Annotated in this window: 15 protein-coding genes; all 15 read left to right on the plus strand. The window is 46.6% G+C overall.

Annotated elements, in window-relative coordinates; genetic code table 11:
* Positions 1 to 26 precede the first annotated feature (26 nt).
* The 15 genes from sucC to B6K08_RS11540 all read left to right on the plus strand — a co-directional run bounded on the left by sucC (position 27) and on the right by B6K08_RS11540 (position 16553).
* Positions 27 to 1226 (plus strand): ADP-forming succinate--CoA ligase subunit beta, encoded by a 1200-nt coding sequence (sucC, locus tag B6K08_RS11470; protein ID WP_080326188.1) that lies wholly within the window; start codon positions 27 to 29, stop codon positions 1224 to 1226.
* Positions 1227 to 1240: 14 nt separating this feature from the next.
* A complete protein-coding gene (gene sucD, locus B6K08_RS11475) occupies positions 1241 to 2143 on the plus strand; it encodes a succinate--CoA ligase subunit alpha (RefSeq protein ID WP_027397675.1) in 903 nt (300 codons plus the stop codon).
* A gap of 395 nt (positions 2144 to 2538) precedes the next feature.
* Positions 2539 to 3561, plus strand: coding sequence for a rod shape-determining protein (gene mreB / locus B6K08_RS11480; RefSeq protein ID WP_080326189.1), 1023 nt, complete (start codon positions 2539 to 2541; stop codon positions 3559 to 3561).
* Between the two features lie 25 nt (positions 3562 to 3586).
* Complete coding sequence (gene flgF / locus B6K08_RS11485; protein ID WP_080326190.1) at positions 3587 to 4396, plus strand: flagellar basal-body rod protein FlgF; 810 nt, start codon at positions 3587 to 3589, stop codon at positions 4394 to 4396.
* A gap of 117 nt (positions 4397 to 4513) precedes the next feature.
* Positions 4514 to 5305, plus strand: coding sequence for a flagellar basal-body rod protein FlgG (gene flgG, locus B6K08_RS11490; protein WP_039211403.1), 792 nt, complete (start codon positions 4514 to 4516; stop codon positions 5303 to 5305).
* Entirely contained in the window at positions 5305 to 6054 is a 750-nt protein-coding gene (gene flgA / locus B6K08_RS11495) for a flagellar basal body P-ring formation chaperone FlgA (protein ID WP_080326191.1), read from the plus strand. Before flgG ends, flgA begins: the two co-directional genes overlap by 1 nt.
* A gap of 35 nt (positions 6055 to 6089) precedes the next feature.
* Positions 6090 to 6680, plus strand: a complete 591-nt coding sequence (locus tag B6K08_RS11500) for a flagellar basal body L-ring protein FlgH (protein ID WP_052212524.1) — start codon at positions 6090 to 6092, stop codon at positions 6678 to 6680.
* Between the two features lie 26 nt (positions 6681 to 6706).
* Positions 6707 to 7822: a flagellar basal body P-ring protein FlgI gene (locus tag B6K08_RS11505; RefSeq protein WP_080326192.1), complete on the plus strand. Its 1116-nt coding sequence runs from the start codon at positions 6707 to 6709 to the stop codon at positions 7820 to 7822.
* Positions 7823 to 7834: 12 nt separating this feature from the next.
* A complete protein-coding gene (locus B6K08_RS11510; RefSeq protein WP_052212141.1) occupies positions 7835 to 8311 on the plus strand; it encodes a rod-binding protein in 477 nt (158 codons plus the stop codon).
* A gap of 85 nt (positions 8312 to 8396) precedes the next feature.
* Positions 8397 to 9902: a phosphodiester glycosidase family protein gene (locus B6K08_RS11515; RefSeq protein ID WP_080326193.1), complete on the plus strand. Its 1506-nt coding sequence runs from the start codon at positions 8397 to 8399 to the stop codon at positions 9900 to 9902.
* Positions 9903 to 9973: 71 nt separating this feature from the next.
* Positions 9974 to 12046, plus strand: a complete 2073-nt coding sequence (locus B6K08_RS11520) for a SpoIVB peptidase S55 domain-containing protein (RefSeq protein ID WP_159446774.1) — start codon at positions 9974 to 9976, stop codon at positions 12044 to 12046.
* Between the two features lie 259 nt (positions 12047 to 12305).
* Positions 12306 to 13076 carry an MlaE family ABC transporter permease gene (locus tag B6K08_RS11525; protein WP_080326195.1) on the plus strand — a complete coding sequence of 257 codons (771 nt, stop codon included), beginning with the start codon at positions 12306 to 12308 and terminating at the stop codon, positions 13074 to 13076.
* Between the two features lie 19 nt (positions 13077 to 13095).
* Entirely contained in the window at positions 13096 to 13836 is a 741-nt protein-coding gene (locus B6K08_RS11530) for an ABC transporter ATP-binding protein (protein WP_080326196.1), read from the plus strand.
* A gap of 2 nt (positions 13837 to 13838) precedes the next feature.
* Positions 13839 to 15116, plus strand: a complete 1278-nt coding sequence (locus tag B6K08_RS11535) for an MlaD family protein (RefSeq protein WP_080326197.1) — start codon at positions 13839 to 13841, stop codon at positions 15114 to 15116.
* A gap of 81 nt (positions 15117 to 15197) precedes the next feature.
* On the plus strand, positions 15198 to 16553 hold the full coding sequence (locus tag B6K08_RS11540) for a TolC family protein (RefSeq protein WP_080326198.1): 1356 nt from the start codon (positions 15198 to 15200) through the stop codon (positions 16551 to 16553).
* Positions 16554 to 16639 lie beyond the last annotated feature (86 nt).

Here is a 16639-nt window from a genome sequence, read left to right on the forward strand (position 1 = left end):
GGGTAAAATAGAGGAGGACAGAAAAGATGAACATTCATGAGTATCAGAGCAAAGAGGTCCTGAGACAATTTGGTGTTAATGTGCCAAATGGAAAGCCAGCTTTTACTGTTGAAGAGGCAGTAGAGGCAGCTAAGGAACTGGGCTCTAAGGTAACTGTTGTTAAGGCACAGATTCATGCTGGTGGTCGTGGAAAGGCCGGTGGCGTTAAGATTGCCAAGAATCTGGATGAGGTTAAGGCTTATGCTACCGAGCTTTTGGGCAAGATTCTGGTTACCCACCAGACTGGTCCGGATGGCAAGAAGGTTAACCGTCTTCTCATTGAGGAAGGCTCCAATATAGCAAAAGAGTATTACCTGAGCTTTGTTAATGACCGTTCTACTGCCAAGATCGTTATGATCGGTTCCGAAGAGGGCGGTATGGAAATCGAGAAGGTGGCTGCTGAGTCCCCTGAAAAGATTATCAAGGAGTACATTGACCCAGCTATTGGTCTTGCTCCATTCCAGGCAACCCGCATGGCTTACAAGATGCACTTTAAGCCAGAGGCTATCAAGAAGGCTTCTGCTACCATGATTAAGCTGTACAACGCATTTATTGGCAAGGATTGCAGCCAGGTTGAGATTAACCCATTGGTTGTTACCGCTGAGGACGATGTTATTTGCCTTGATGCCAAGCTGAACTTTGATGACAGCGGACTTTTCCGTCATCCTGATATTGTGGAGCTTCGTGATGAGACCGAAGAGGATCCTAAGGAGCTGTGGGCTTCCAATGAGGGCCTGAACTATGTTAACCTTGGTGGCGACGTAGCCTGCATGGTTAATGGTGCTGGTCTTGCCATGGCAACTGTAGATATTTTGAAGTATTATGGCGGTGAGCCAGCAAACTTCCTGGATGTAGGCGGCAGCTCTACTCCAGAAAAGATTGCCACCGCATTTGAGATTATGCTTGATGGTGGCCAGGCCAAGGGTATTTTCGTAAATATCTTTGGTGGTATCAACAAGTGCGATGTTATCGCTGAAGGCATCCAGAAGGCCGCTCAGATTATTGCTGAGAAGACCGGTCAGGATGGCATCCCAGTTCCAGTAGTTGTTCGACTCGAAGGTACCAATGTTGAGCGCGGTCGTCAGATTCTCACCGAGAAGCCTGTTAAGAACGTATTTATGGCTCCTACCATGGAGGGCGGTGCTCAGGATATCGTTAAGCGCGTTGAAGAAGCTAAGAAGAACTAAGGAGGTCTGCTGAAATGGGTGTTTTGATTAATAAGGATACAAAGGTAATTGTACAGGGTATAACCGGTAAAACTGCAGCCTTCCATACCAAGCAGATGCTGGAATATGGTACCAACATTGTGGCTGGTGTTACTCCAGGCAAGGCTGGTCAGACTGTAGAGGGTGTTCCTGTATTTGATACAGTTGAGGACGCAGTAAAGGCAACTGGTGCCACTGCTTCTGTAATTTTCGTTCCTGCCCGCTTCGCTGCTGATTCCATTATGGAAGGCGTTGAGGCTGAGCTGGATTTGGTGGTATGTATCACCGAGCATGTTCCTGTTCAGGATATGATTAAGGTTCGTCGCTACATGGAGGGCAAGAAGACTCGTCTTATCGGTCCAAACTGCCCTGGTATTCTCACCGTTGATGAGGCCAAGATGGGTATTATCCCTGGCTACATTCACAAGAAGGGCCATGTAGGCGTTATCTCCCGCTCCGGTACCTTGACTTACGAGGCTACCTTCCAGCTTTCCAACGCTGGTATCGGTCAGACTACTGCCATCGGTATCGGTGGTGACCCTATTAAGGGCACTGACTTCATCGATGCTCTGAAGCTCTTTAATGAGGATGATGAGACCAAGGCTATTATGATGATTGGTGAAATCGGCGGTACTGCAGAGGAAGAGGCTGCCCAATGGATCAAGGAGAACATGAAGAAGCCTGTTATTGCCTTCATCTCCGGTGTTCAGGCGCCTCCGGGAAAACGTATGGGTCATGCTGGTGCAATTATCGCTGGCGGCAAGGGTACTGCAGCTGACAAGATCAAGGCTTTGAATGCTGTAGGCATTCCAGTAGCTGAGACCGTAGCCACCATGGGTGAGACTGTGGTTAAGAAGCTGAAGGAAGCCGGCATCTATGACGAGTGCCACACTTGCTAAGAGTATATAAATAAAAGACTTAAGAGCCAGGAAACTGCTGAACTCAGCTCGGGTCTCGGGTCTAAAACTGTTTTTGCTTTATTTAAATAGCTAAAAAAATCATAACTCGCTTCGCCCTAAAGGACTAGCTTCGCGTCGCTCAAACAGATGATTTTTTCAGCTAATGCAGGAATGCAAAAAGCAGTTTCTTAACGACCTTCGCCCTAATGCTTTCGTTCAGCAGTAACCTGGCTCTTTTATATTTTATGCTTACAAGAGTTGAGTCCAGCAGTTCCTCTACTCTTTTCTTTTTTTATTGAAATCTTTCTCCTTTTATATTATATTTAGTATATATCGATAAAAATAGGCGAGGTGTATTTAGTGCGCCTATATATAGATGGAAGGAAGATGTTTTAATGTTTGGCATGTCAATGGATATTGGCGTTGATTTAGGTACTGCAAATGTTTTGATATACATAAAGGGCAAGGGTGTAGTGCTGCGGGAGCCATCTGTGGTGGCAGTGGATCGTGATACCAACAGGGTCTTGGCCGTAGGTGAGGATGCCCGCCGCATGATTGGCCGTACGCCTGGAAATATTGTGGCTATTCGCCCATTGCGTGAAGGCGTTATCAGTGACTATGATATTACCGAGGCAATGCTTCGTTATTTTATTGAAAAGGTTACAGGCCGTAGCTTTGTATTTCGTCCCCGCATTATGATTTGCGTTCCATCAGGCGTTACCATGGTGGAGCAGCGTGCCGTGCAGGAGGCAGCAGAGCAGGCCGGGGCCAGAAAGACCTTCCTCATCGAGGAGCCTTTGGCAGCAGCTTTAGGTGCTGGCCTTGATATTTCTGAGGCCTATGGCTGTATGGTGGTGGATATTGGTGGTGGTACCACAGATGTGGCTGTTATCAGTCTGGGTGGTATTGTAGCCAGTGATAGTCTGAGAACTGCCGGTGACAGCTTCGATGAGGCCATTATTGACTACGTAAAACGTAACTTCAATCTGATGATTGGTGAGCGTACTGCTGAGGACATAAAGGTATCCATTGGCGCTGCCTTCCAGGGTGCCCGTAATGGCAAAATGGAGGTTAAGGGCCGTGATATGCTCAGTGGCTTGCCTAAGCTGGTGGAGGTCACCACTGATCAGGTGGCGGAAGCTCTTAGAGAGCCTGTTACCAAAATCGTGGAATGTGTGAAGAAGGTGCTGGAGGAATGCCCTCCGGAGCTGGCGGCGGATATTATGGACAGAGGCATTGTCCTGACCGGTGGCGGTGCCATGTTATATGGCCTTGATGACCTGATTCACCGTGAGACAAGAATTCCTGTTGGCCTGGCTGACGATGCCCTGTCCTGTGTGGCATTAGGTACTGGCAAGGCCCTTGATAATATTGATAAATTGGACGACAAGAAGTCCATGTCTTTCTGGAGAAAATAAGGCGATTTAAAGAGGAGGACTTAGTATGTGGCGAGGACTTTATACCGCTGCTACAGGTATGATTACAGAGTCATATCGTACAGACACCATTGCCAACAATCTGGCAAATGCCAATACCACCGGCTTTAAGCGTGATGATGCCGTTAGCAAGGAATTTGAGCCAATGCTCATGCACAGAATAGATGATATGTCCAAGACCCAGAGGGATGTTACCACCTTTAAGGGCTTCTCTCTCAATAACAATGCGCCTGTTATCGGTGAACTGGGGCTGGGCTCCGAGATAGATGAAATCGTAACTGACCATTCCCAGGGCTCTTTCCAGACTACTGGTAATCCCTTCGATTTGGCTATTTCCGGCGAGGGCTATTTTATGGTAAATACTCCTCAGGGGCAGAGATATACCAGAGATGGTAATTTCTACCGCTCCTCCACGGGACGGCTGGTAAACGTCAATGGCTACAATGTGTTGGATGACAGAGGACGTCCAATTGATATTCCGGATGAGGCTACTACAATTATTGTAGGTCCTAATGGAAATATCACCATGAACGATAATGTGCCCGTGGCTCAGATTGGCTTGTTCCAGTTCCAGGGTGGGGACCAGGTGATGATGAAGCAGGGGGATAACCTCTACCGTACCAATGGCAATCCTCGTCGAATGAATGCCACTGGGGAAATTCAGCAGGGCGTGCTGGAGCGTTCCAATACCAATGTGGTTTCCGAAATGGTAAATATGATTGCCAACTATCGTTCCTACGAGGCTAATTCCAGGGCTGTGGTTACCCAGGATACCATGCTGGAAAAATCCGTCAACGAAGTAGGACGCAATATGTAAGTGCAGTTTTAATGGTTTCCTAATGTTACCATTAAGTATATATAATGTTTTGACGATATACTAAGATAAGAAAAATTAGTGTTTTTTGTCTGTTTGTAAAATGGAGGTTTTTGCCTTATGATGAGGTCATTATGGTCCGCTGCTTCAGGAATGAAGGGCGAACAGAAACAGATGGATGTACTTTCCCATAACATTGCCAATGTTAATACCTATGGTGCCAAGCCACAGCGTGCTGAATTTCAGGATTTGATTTATCAGACCCTGAGGGCTGGTGGTGCTGAAAGCGGTGATGGTACCATGTTCCCAACTCCTGTGCAGATTGGTCTTGGTTCCAAGTTTTCCGCCACTACCCGTGTTTTTACCCAGGGTAATATTCAGGTTACAGATAATGTTACTGATATAGCCATTGAGGGTGAGGGCTTCTTCCAGATTCTCCTTCCGGATGGAACCACTGCCTATACAAGAGATGGTTCATTTAAACTGGATGCAAACCGCAATCTGGTTACTACAGATGGTTATCCGCTGACAGATAATATTCAGTTTGATACCAATGCTCCATCTGACAGTATAACAATTTCTTCCACCGGTGCGGTTTCCAATACTCCGTCAGGTGGTGCTCCTACTGTTAAAGGTCAGATTACCCTGGCAAGATTTTTGAATCCTGCTGGCTTGACCGCCATTGGCAAGAATATGTTTATTGAATCTGCTGCATCTGGTGAACCTATCCCAAACAATCCTGGTACTGATGGTACAGGTACTCTTATCCAGAGTGCGCTGGAAATGTCCGCAGTTCAGATTGTTGACGAAATGGTCAACATGATTGTGGCTCAGCGTGCTTATGAGTCAAATTCTAAGGCTATTACCACCTCCGACTCCATGCTGGAGATTGCCAACGGGTTGAAGCGCTGATGAATAAAATCCTTGGCTTATTATTGGCAGTTTTTTTGCTACTGCCTATGTCGGCTTCCGAAGGAGCCAAGGTGGTGGTTGCCCCAACAGTTCAATTACCTCAGGTGATACTGAGGGAGGCTCTGATTCAGCAGGCGACGATTGGCATTGAGGATTATCTGCAAACAGGTGGAGAGACCCGACGCCATACCATAGAGTCCATAAATGTCCCAGCGGGGCTAAGGCTCCCGGATGGTCGTATAACCTACAGAGTTACCCTTCCCAATGGGGTTCGTTTCAGCAAGGGAACCTTGGTAAATGTGGACGTGCTTTTAAATGGCAGTAAGTATACTACCATGAGGTGCCTCATGCGGGTACGGGCCTACGATATGATGGTGGTGGCCAATAAGCAGCTGGTACAGGGCACGGAAATCACAGCCCAGGATCTTCGTATTGATGAGCGGGAGTACAAGGGGGAAAACTGGACCTATTTTACGGATGTAAAGCAGGTGCTTGGCAAGGTGGCCCGTCGTGGCATCGGCCAAGGAGAGATTATTACCTCCATAAATATTCAGAATGCAGTGATAATCCATTCCGGGGACTTGATAGACCTTACAGCAGTGGTTAACGGCATACGGGTGACCACCCAGGGCAAGGCTATGGAAAACGGCCGTGAGGGTGACTATATAAAAGTAAAGAATCTGGCTTCCAATAAGGTGGTCAGGGGAAAAGTTATTGATAAGAACAATGTGGAAATTTCCGTTAGATAATGAGTTGATGGTATTTTCGGAGGCAGGTGAGCTTAATGAAATGTATTTTGTCCGTTATTATGGGGGCAATGATGTTTTTTCAGGTGGGGATAATGGTTCCTGCCACTGCCGGTGCAGTGAGCTTGTGGAGCGAGGATTCGCGAAATATTTTTTCTGACCGCAGGGCATCCCAGGTGGGGGATATAGTCACTGTTGTCATCAGCGAAACGGCCACTATGACTTCCACAAAGAATTCCAGTAATTCCAAGTCTGGCAAGCAGAATCTTGATGCTGGTTTGGGGATTTTTGACTTTTTGGCAGCGGCCAGTGCCAGCCAAAATGATAACTTTACTGCCAGTGGCAGTGCCACCAACAGCAATACGGCCCGAGGAACCATAACTGTGACCGTAACTGATGTGGCACCAAACGGTAATTTGATTATTGAAGGAACCCAGTCTATTTGGAATAACAAAAATGAACACAAGATTACCCTTCAGGGTATCATTCGCCCAGATGACATTACTTACAACAATACCATTCCGTCCAACAAGGTAGCGGAGGCAACTGTGAAGTTTGATGGCAAGGGTCCATTGAATTCCAAGCAAAGACAGGGTATCATTACCCAGATTTTCAACTTCCTGTTCTAAGTATAGGGAATTTTGGAGGACTAAAGATGAAATCCGTTGTGAGAATAGTATCACTGGTGCTGTGCCTGTGTGTTATGGCCACCGGTGTGGTGTTTGCGGATAGCGCAACTACAAGAATAAAGGATATTGCCAAGGTGCAGGGCGTTCGCTCCAACCAATTGGTGGGCTATGGCCTGGTGGTTGGTCTTAATGGTACCGGTGATTCCAACAAAATGACGCCTACCATTCAGTCAATTGGCAATATGATGAGTGCCTTTGGCGTGGGCTTTGACACTAATGGCCTAAAGCCAAAGAATGTGGCAGCAGTTATTGTAACGGCCACTCTGCCTCCTTTTGTACGAGAGGGGGACAATATTGATATTACGGTTTCTTCCATTGGTGATGCTACCAGCATTCAGGGAGGAACCTTGGTACAGACCCCTTTGAAGGCTGCCAACGGCAATGTCTATGCTGTGGCCCAGGGGGCTGTGTCCACTGGTGGGTTTGTGGCAGGCCGTGGTGGCGGCAGTGCCCAGAAGAATTTCCCAACTGTAGGTACCACACCAAATGGTGCTATTGTGGAGCGTACAGTGGAGGATGATTTGTCAGAGCTGGGAGGGAAGCTGTCCCTTTCTCTTAATAAGGCTGATTTTACCACTGCCAGTCGCGTGGCAGCTGCCATTAACAGCAACTATGGCGGTATCGCCAGAGCTACCAACCCAGGACGAGTGGATGTAACTATTCCGGCATATTTCCGCAATTCTGTGGTGGATTTTGTGGCTTCCTTGGAGGATATTAACGTTATTCCTGATAATGTGGCCAAGGTGGTTGTAAATGAGCGTACTGGTACCATCGTTATGGGTGGCAATGTATCCGTTGACAGTATTGCCGTTACCCAGGGTGGTCTCAGCGTAAAAATAAAAAAGGAAACTGAAGTAGACCAGCCTGAACCATTCAGCATGGGACGTACTGTGGTGACTCAGGATGAAAGTGCCGAGGTTGAGGAGCAGACAGCTAATTCTATCGTGCTTCCGGCTACTGCCAATATTAATGATATTGTTGGTGCTCTCAACGCTGTGGGGGCTACTCCAAGGGATATTATTTCCATTTTGCAGGCAATTAAGGCCTCTGGGGCCTTGCACGCAGAGCTGGAGATTATCTAAGCAGGTGATGTTATGAATATTGACAATGTAAGCAGCAACTGGATAATGGCCCAGCAGGCCACCGACAAGGGGGCCAAGGCTGTGGATGATGCCCAGAATTTCGCTGATGAGCTGAAACGGGCCAGCGAAAATGTGGCTAAGCCAAAGACAAAGGCGGCAACTGCTGCTGGAGAAATGACTCCTGAGCAGAAGGCCTACGACAAGAAGCTGAGGGAAGCCTGTCAGGGCTTTGAGGCCATGTTCCTTAACATTATGTATAAGGAAATGCGCAATACCGTTCCTGAAGATAGTCTTTTTGGTGATTCCAATGCGGATAAGATTTTACAGGATATGCGGGATACGGAAATGGTGAATCAGATGGCCAAGGCCGGGGGCGTAGGCTTGGCTGATGTGCTGTATAAGCAGCTGACCCTTGAAGACAAGGCCAAGGCAGATTGGACTCAGCGGGTGGAGAATATGAGTCCAAAGGATAAGGTTGTAAGAACCTGATTTTACGGGAGATGAATTAATGGGGGCTATTGCATTTGACGCGATGGCCCTCTTATTTTTATAGAACATAGGAGCTTTTTAGAATATGATTTTTAACAAGAAAAAAATTGGGGCAGCTGTATTGGCTGCAGTTTTTACCATAAATGTGGCAGCGGTGGGAGACAGCATTTCCTACGCAGCAAAGAAAAATGATAAGAAATCGCCAGTTCAGACTACCCAGTCAGTAAATACAAATAAGCCGGCGACTTCAGCTCAGTCTGGAAAGACAAGTAGTCAGACAGTGTTGAGTAATATCCGCCTGGGTGATAATGCAAAATATACACGGGTTGTGCTGGATATGAGCAGTGCTAAAAAATACTCTGCAGTATATGAAAATAATAATACCCGTCTGGTGATTACTATGGATGGTGTTACTTCACCTTTGGCGGCAGCTCCGGCAGGACGTGGTGCTGTAAAGGACCTTATTTTGGCAAAATATGGTGACACCCTGCAGGTTATAGTGGATATGAAGGCGGCTATGCCAAACAAGGTGTATACACTGCAAAATCCCAACAGAATTGTAATTGATGTAAACAAGGAATATGAGGAGGAATCCTTTAATCAGGTGGAGGATGGCCTTCTTAATGGTAAATATGTGCGGGTGGATGGCCGCGGTATGCTGACTGCCTATATGCTGGATATTGACCCTGCCAAGTTTGATGTTACCTTGGCCCTTGGGGCTGGAAAGGTTTCCTCCGGCCTTAGAAAGCTCACCACCATTGCCAGCAGTAATGGCGCAGTGGCGGGGGTAAATGGAGGTTATTTTGACTGGAGCGGTGATTTCCTCATCGGCGATATTCGTATAAATGGCAAGACCGCCGGTATCGGTACACAGAACCGTACAGGACTAATAAAGCGTAAGGATGGTTCTTATGATATTGGTCGAGGCAATTATTCCGGGGCAGTAAAGGTTAATGGCCGCAGTATTTCCTTCTGGGGGGTAAATTGCCCAAGGGGAACAGACTCCATTGTTATGTATAATTCCCTTTACGGATATTCCACTGGCACCAATGAATTTGGCACTGAATACGTTATTGTGGATGGACGGGTACAGTCCATTGGCAAAGGCAACAGTGTGATTCCTGCCGATGGTGTGGTGGTTTCTGTTCACGGACAGTCTCAGGCAAATTTCGCTGGTATTAAGGTGGGAGATAAGGCTGTTATAGAGGAAGGCTTTGGACCAGAGGTGGGAGATGCCCCTGATTTCTATGGTGCAGGACCTCAGCTGGTGGCCAACGGTAGGGTAAGTGTGGCTTCAAATGCGGAGCAGTTTGGCAATGATGTGGCAGGAGGCAGGGCACCAAGAACTGCCGTGGGCTTGAAGGATAATGGACATCTGCTGTTGATGGTGGTGGATGGCCGCCAGAGCCACAGTATTGGTGCTTCCCTTACGGAAATGGGGCAGCTGCTGGTGAAATACGGTGCAGTAAAGGGCTTTAATCTGGATGGTGGCGGTTCTTCTGAAATGATATTGAACAACCGCATCGTTAACAGCCCTTCTGAGGGCGTAGAACGCCGTATTGGAAACGCAATGCTAGTTATGAGAAAGTGATTTTGTTACTGTTGTTTTTCAGATATATAAGCTATAATTAGCTTATGCGTTAAATGGCAAAATCATAAGAGGTGATTATTATAAATAGATTTTTAAATAGATTAAAGAAACGTGCTTTGGTTGCAGGAATTGCTCTCAGCCTTGCAATGGGTTCCATATCCTTCGCTATGCCGGAGATTATGCCCCTTACAGAGGTAGCTCCTGGCATGACAGGCAAGGGCTATACCATCATTGACCAAAGCGGTGAAATTAAGTCCTTTGATGTGGAAGTGGTGGGAGTCAACGGCAGCAGTAGCAAGCTGGCCTCTCCACGTATTCTCATTGATTTGTCCGGAGAAATGATTAAGACTACTGGTGGTATTGTATCCGGCATGAGCGGTTCACCTATTTATGTGGACGGCAAGCTCATTGGTGCAGCCTCAGCCTCCTTTAACAACGTGTACCTTGATAAAAGGGTAATGGTAACTCCTATTGAGTATATGTTGAAGCTGTGGGATTTGCCGGATAATAAAAATCAGACCCAGCTCCCTCAGATTGATTTGAAGAAGATCCGTGAGGAAGCAGCCAAGAAGGCAGAAGAAGAGGCCAAGAAGGCAGAGGAAGAGGCAAAAACTAAGGAAGAACAAAAATCTGAAGGTGAAACTGCTCCCCAGAAGGCTTCTGTTGAGGATTCTGCCACTAAAAGCGAGGATGCTGTAAAAGAAGAAAAGCCAGCTGAAAAAGAACAGACGGATAATACTTACATAACCAAGGAGGAGCTGGAGGCCCAGAAGGAGGCTGAAGCGCCTGAAAAGCAGGGGGAAGCTCCTAAAGAAAATGATGAGCAGGACAGGGAAAAGGCGTGGAAGATGGTGTCAGGCTTCTCTGGCAAGGGCGTGGATTTCCTTTCAGAGAAGATTCCTGGAATAAAGCTGCGGGATGCGGCCAATTGGAATTCCAATGCGGGGCCTGCTACCATTGATTACAATGCCACTTTGGAGCCAGGTGGTGCCGTAGGTGTGGCACAGATTGTGGGAGATTACTACATGGGAGCCATGGGTACGGTAACCGCTGTGGATGGCAAGAGAGTATTGGCCTTTGGCCATGGAAACACGGACCGGGGAAATGTTAATTACTTTATGACCGGGGCAGATGTGTTCTCCACTGCCCATGGCCCTTTGGACGGCATGAAGATAGGTCACATGACCTCTATAATCGGTCGTGTAAATCAAGACAGATATGATGGCATAGCAGGCATTTTGGGGGAATATCCTCAGAATGTTCCAGTTATTCTGACAGTAAATGATACCGATTTGGCCAATTCCCAGACCTATCATTCCTTTGTGGCTTATGATGAAGAGGTGGTGCCTCTGTTGACAACGGCTATGGTATACGATTCCATGTATAAGACCATAGATAGGGCCATTAATGGTACCGCCAAGGTTCATTTTCGCATTCGCACCGATATGGGGGAAGATGGTGTAATCGAGCGTACCAATATGTTCTATAACGGCAGTGATGTGGGCAAGCAGGCTGTTGGTGAGCTTAACGAGATTTTGAACACCATCTGTACCAATAAGGACAGGGAAGCCAACATCTATGATGTAAAGGTGGATGTGTTTATTGGCGGCCAGCGCATGACAGCGTCTATTTTATCAGCAACCCCTGATAAAACAGAGGTATGTGCCGGGGATAAGGTGATTTTTAAGACCACATTGAAGCCTTATCGTCAGGAGAAGATAACGGTGGATGTTCCTTATACTGTGCCAAAGACCCAGCTGCCAGGAACATTGAATCTTGACCTTCACGGTGGTGGACTTATTAATGTGGCTAAGCTACTGTTGGCCCAGCAGGCTGGGGATGCTTCCCTGGAGGAGGATCAGAGTGTCAAGACTGAGGCCAAGATAAAGGAAATGCTGAAGACTGCCTGCAATAATGATATTGTGGTGGAGCCGGCAGCCGCCCCTATTTTGACTGATGAGCAGCAGAAGGCAGCTATCAAGGAGGCTATAAAGCAATCCAAAAAGCTGGCAGAGAATGGGAATAAGTCCAAGGTGGATAATTCCAAGCCTGTGGAGGCTGTACAGCGTACCGCCACCGACTATGTAATAGAAAATGTAATTCACACAACATTAAAAATCGTGGAAAAAAAAGAAAAAAACTGATAATATAATGGCAGGTTAAGTTTACTTGAACATTAAGCTGTGGTGCGTCAGAAAATATTTTTTTCATACCTGCATTAGCGAGAAAAATTACTTGTTTGAGCGAAGCGAGTTGTAATTTTTCTTGCTATTCAAATAGTTGAAAAACAATATTTTTAGTGCCACAGCTGAGTGAAAGTAAACTATACCTGCCATATTTATATGCTTATAAACATATATTCATTACGTTTTAATATTGATTTTTATGAGGGCTTAATAAAATATGTTTGTTAGGTTTCTGGAGATAATTGGTGCTTCAGTTTTGGAGCTGTTATATTTCATCGGTGACGTTATGCTGCTGTTTATAGGCGCATTAAAGCAGATGCCCGTCAAGATTCGGGTGCGTCACGTCATCCATCAGATGTCCCATCTGGGTGTGGATACCCTGCCTATAGTGTCCCTTACCATGATGTTCACCGGTATGGTAATGACCCTGCAGGTAGCCAATGAGTTCATTAAGATGGGGGCTGAGTCCACCGTAGGTGGCATTATAGCCATTGCCATCGGCCGTGAGCTGGGACCAGTTCTGGTGGGGGTTGTGGCGGCCGGCCGTGTGGGCTCTGCCATGACAGCGGAAATAAGCACCATGAAGGTAACGGAGCAGATTGATGCCCTGCGAGTTATGGGAACCAATCCTCTGGGATACCTGGTGGTGCCGAGGATGCTGGCCTGTATGATAATGGTGCCATTGCTTACGGTGTACGGTGACGTTATCGGCGTTGTCGGGGGCTGGGGTGTGGCCAAATATTATGCTGGCATTTCTTCCTATGTGTATGTGAATTCCATTCCTGAATATGCAGTGCTGAACGACCTTACAGGGGGACTTGTAAAGGCCGTAGTTTTTGGTGTGGTTATTGCAGTGCTGGGATGTTATTATGGCATGAAGGCCCCGGAGGGGGCCGAGGGCGTAGGTAAGGCCACCACCAAGTCGGTGGTAAGTGCCATCGTGGTTATTTTTATGTTAAATGTACTGCTTTCCATGGTATTGTATTAATTAATGGTGGAGAGGTTCCATGATAAAAATTGAAAATGTATCCATGTCCTTTGGGGACAAGAAGGTACTGGACAACATAAATTTGGAAATTAAAGACGGGGAAACCTTGGCCATTATTGGTGGTTCCGGCTCCGGCAAGAGTACCTTGCTGAGGCTGATGATAGGGCTTGATCACCCCACCGGGGGAAAAATTTGGCTGCGGGATAAGGATATTGCCCACATGCCGGAAAAAGAGCTGGATGAGCTTCGCCTTCACATGGGTATGGTATTTCAGTATTCTGCCCTCTTTGATTCCATGACTGTAGGGGATAATGTGGCCTTTGGCTTAAGAGAGCATACGGACTACAGTGAGGAAAAAATAGCAGAAATAGTTAAGGAAAAGCTGGAGGTTGTGGGACTTCCGGGAACGGAGGATATGATGCCGGGAGAGCTTTCCGGCGGTATGAAAAAGCGTGTAAGTCTGGCCAGAGCCATAGCTTTCGGCCCGGATATTATATTTTACGATGAGCCCAGCTCCGGACTTGATCCAATTATGACGGACAAGATTGATGAGCTGATTATTTCCACCCAGAAGCGGCTAGGGGTAACCTCAGTGGTGGTAACCCATGATATGGACAGTGCAATTCATATTGCTGACAGAATAGCCATGATTTATGAGGGAAAGCTCATTGCAGTGGATACAGTAGATAATTTCCGCAGAATAGAGGATCCGCGGGTTAGGGCCTTCCTAAGGGGCCTATATATTGGCAAGGAGGCATAAGGGTGAATACAGAGGTTAAGGTTGGTGCCTTTACGGTGGGGGGCTTGGCCCTGGTAATGGCAGTGTTTGTATTTCTTACTAATTTTAGTTTTGGGGGAGACAAGAGCTATAATCTTTACGTAAATTTTGGTCAGGCCATCGGTCTGACTCCTGGTAATGCAGTGGCTTACGCCGGTGTAACCGTGGGCAGCGTGGAGGCCATTAGCCCGAACGGCCCTGGGGTTTTGGTGCGGGTAAAAATTCAAGATGATGTGAAGATTCCAAGAAAATCCGCCTTTACCATTACCTCCAATGGTGTTATGGGAGCTAAGTTTGTTAATATTCAGCCCGCGGTTGACAGCGATTTAAATGATTGCTTCCAGCCGGATGATTATGTGGAAGGTCAGGGGGAAACGGGTATTGATAATGTAATGCAGGGGGTCAGTGCGGCCCTTGAACAGGTACATGAGCTATTGGCCAATATGAATGATATTATCGGTGATAACGATACCAAGGCGGCGTTAAAGGATATTTCCATGAATATGCGTCAGGTAACTGATAATCTGAATGTGATGACCGCTACTCTTGCCAATGTAGCAGTAAGCTCCCAGGATGATATTCGCAATATGGCCAGAAACCTTAATGTGATGACGGCAAGCTTAACACGTAGTGCCAACAGCGTGGAGTCCATGATAAATACCTTTAGTGGTGATGGGACTACGGCGGAAAATCTGAAGCTGGCAGTTAATAATTTGTCTGAGGCCAGTGTTCGCCTTAACAATATGGCCAAGTCTTTGGAGGGGGTGGTTACTGACCCGCAGGTGGCAGACGATTTAAAGCAGACCATCCATAATACCAGAAATCTTACGGAAAGAGCGGACAACATGATGTCCAGGATTTCCAGCATTAAGGTGGGCGGTGGCCTGGAAACCATGTACAGTGGTGGCAAACACGACTGGTCCAGTAATTTTGATGTTGGTCTTTATAGTGGCAACAGCTATGGTAAAATTGGAGTTTCTGATATTGGCCGGGAAAATTACTTCAATTTGCAGGCAGGTACCCGTTCCGGTGCCTTCGGAGGCCATGGAGGAATTATTGACAGCAAGGCCGGGCTGGGTATAGACTTGTTCGGCGGCAATAAGGTTCAGCTTTCCGTGGATGCCTATGACCCAAATGAATTTAAGCTCCGTTCCCGCCTTTCCTTTGAGGTGGCCCCTAATACCTATCTTTTTGCCCAGATGAATGATATAAATCGCAGCAAAAACAGGGCAACCTATTTTGGCTTACGGAGAAGCTTTTAAAAATATGTTTTTAATCTGATTCTCATGTTTTTTTCAATAATCGGTAGTAATATATTACTCTAGAGGAGGTATCTATATTCAATGAATAATAATAGATTTAAGAAGCTAACTACCCTGGTAATCAGCGGTGCTATGACCATGTCCGTGGCTGGTACGGCAATGGCTGAAACCATGGATGTAAATATTGAGGATTGTGTTAACCTGGCCATGGCCAATAACCATACCATAAGAAGTGCCATTGATGATTATGATTCTGCAGTATGGGCACGCCATATAGCCCGTCGTCAGCATGGCCCTACGCTGAACTGGACCAGTGCAGCCCGCCGGATTGGTGGCAATGTATATAGTGCGGCAAATGTTAATTCTTTGTATTCCAATACCGTTTCTGTAAGTATGCCAATTTATTCCGGTGGTCAGCTGGAGGGAGCCATTAAGGCTGCAGATTTGTCCTTGAATGCCAGCGAGCTGGCTTTGGAGAGCACCAAGCAGAGTGTTAAGGCCAAGACTCAGGCGGCTTATTATAATGCCCTTAATTGCCGTAATCAGATAGCGGTATCACAAAATTCCGTAAAGACTCTGGAGGAGCATTTACGTAATGTAAATGCCCAATTCAATGCGGGAACTGTAGCCAAATCGGATTTGCTGGCTTCTGAGGTACAGCTTTCCAACGCCAAGCTGAATCTGGTTTCTTCCCAGAATAATTATGATTTGGCCATTGCCAATTTGAATAATATTGTGGGTGTTCCTAGTGGTACCCAGCTGAATTTAAAGGATGAGCTGGGGTATATACCTTATGAGATTTCCCTGGAACAGTGCTCTGAGTACGCCCAGCAAAATCGTCCTGATATTTTGGCGGCTGACTACAGGGTAAAAGTTGCCGAGGCCCAGCGGGATGTAGCCGCATCCGGTAATTTGCCGAAGGTTAATGCGTCGGTATCTAAATCCATAGCTGGCGATAAGGCCTTTGGTGAGGATGATAGGGCAACAGATCCATTCTATACCCAGAATAACTGGTATGCCGGTATTGGTATAAGCTGGGATATTTTCGATAACAATGTAACCCAGGCTAAGGTTAAGCAGGCCAAGGCAGCTATTGAAAAGGCCAAGGAGGCGGCTCAGCAGGCAAGGGATACCGGAGATTTGGAGGTTCGTACAGCATATCTTAATCTCACCTCTGCGGAAAAGAGTATTGAAACTGCCAAGGTGGCTGTGGAAAAGGCCAAGGAGGATTACAAAATCGCCCAGGTTCGTTACAGTGCCGGCGTGGGCACCAATCTGGATGTAATGGATGCCGAGGAGAAGCTGACAGCTGCCCAGAGCAAATATTACAATACCTTGTATCAGTATAATAACAGTAAGGCTGATTTGGATCGGGCCATGGGTCTTATGGTGGATTTGGATGTAAGTAAATTGCAGGAACAATTAGCAAAAAATTAATATAAATTTTAAAAAGTTTACAGTTTATTATGTTATACTTAAGTTGCAATGTGCAGTGTTAAGTATGTGACTGCCACCTTATTGCG

This window comes from Anaerovibrio lipolyticus DSM 3074, from assembly GCF_900141865.1.
Taxonomy (GTDB): Bacteria; Bacillota; Negativicutes; order Selenomonadales; family Selenomonadaceae; genus Anaerovibrio; species Anaerovibrio lipolyticus.

What these genes read in the sequence shown, in the direction of transcription:
- B6K08_RS11540 (WP_080326198.1), top strand. Translation starts at nt 15,198, where the DNA reads ATGAATAATAATAGATTTAAGAAGCTAACTACCCTGGTAATCAGCGGT.
- sucD (WP_027397675.1), top strand. Translation starts at nt 1,241, where the DNA reads ATGGGTGTTTTGATTAATAAGGATACAAAGGTAATTGTACAGGGTATA.
- flgA (WP_080326191.1), top strand. Translation starts at nt 5,305, where the DNA reads ATGAATAAAATCCTTGGCTTATTATTGGCAGTTTTTTTGCTACTGCCT.
- sucC (WP_080326188.1), top strand. Translation starts at nt 27, where the DNA reads ATGAACATTCATGAGTATCAGAGCAAAGAGGTCCTGAGACAATTTGGT.
- B6K08_RS11510 (WP_052212141.1), top strand. Translation starts at nt 7,835, where the DNA reads ATGAATATTGACAATGTAAGCAGCAACTGGATAATGGCCCAGCAGGCC.
- B6K08_RS11515 (WP_080326193.1), top strand. Translation starts at nt 8,397, where the DNA reads ATGATTTTTAACAAGAAAAAAATTGGGGCAGCTGTATTGGCTGCAGTT.
- flgF (WP_080326190.1), top strand. Translation starts at nt 3,587, where the DNA reads ATGTGGCGAGGACTTTATACCGCTGCTACAGGTATGATTACAGAGTCA.
- B6K08_RS11525 (WP_080326195.1), top strand. Translation starts at nt 12,306, where the DNA reads ATGTTTGTTAGGTTTCTGGAGATAATTGGTGCTTCAGTTTTGGAGCTG.
- B6K08_RS11530 (WP_080326196.1), top strand. Translation starts at nt 13,096, where the DNA reads ATGATAAAAATTGAAAATGTATCCATGTCCTTTGGGGACAAGAAGGTA.
- mreB (WP_080326189.1), top strand. Translation starts at nt 2,539, where the DNA reads ATGTTTGGCATGTCAATGGATATTGGCGTTGATTTAGGTACTGCAAAT.
- B6K08_RS11505 (WP_080326192.1), top strand. Translation starts at nt 6,707, where the DNA reads ATGAAATCCGTTGTGAGAATAGTATCACTGGTGCTGTGCCTGTGTGTT.
- B6K08_RS11500 (WP_052212524.1), top strand. Translation starts at nt 6,090, where the DNA reads ATGAAATGTATTTTGTCCGTTATTATGGGGGCAATGATGTTTTTTCAG.
- flgG (WP_039211403.1), top strand. Translation starts at nt 4,514, where the DNA reads ATGATGAGGTCATTATGGTCCGCTGCTTCAGGAATGAAGGGCGAACAG.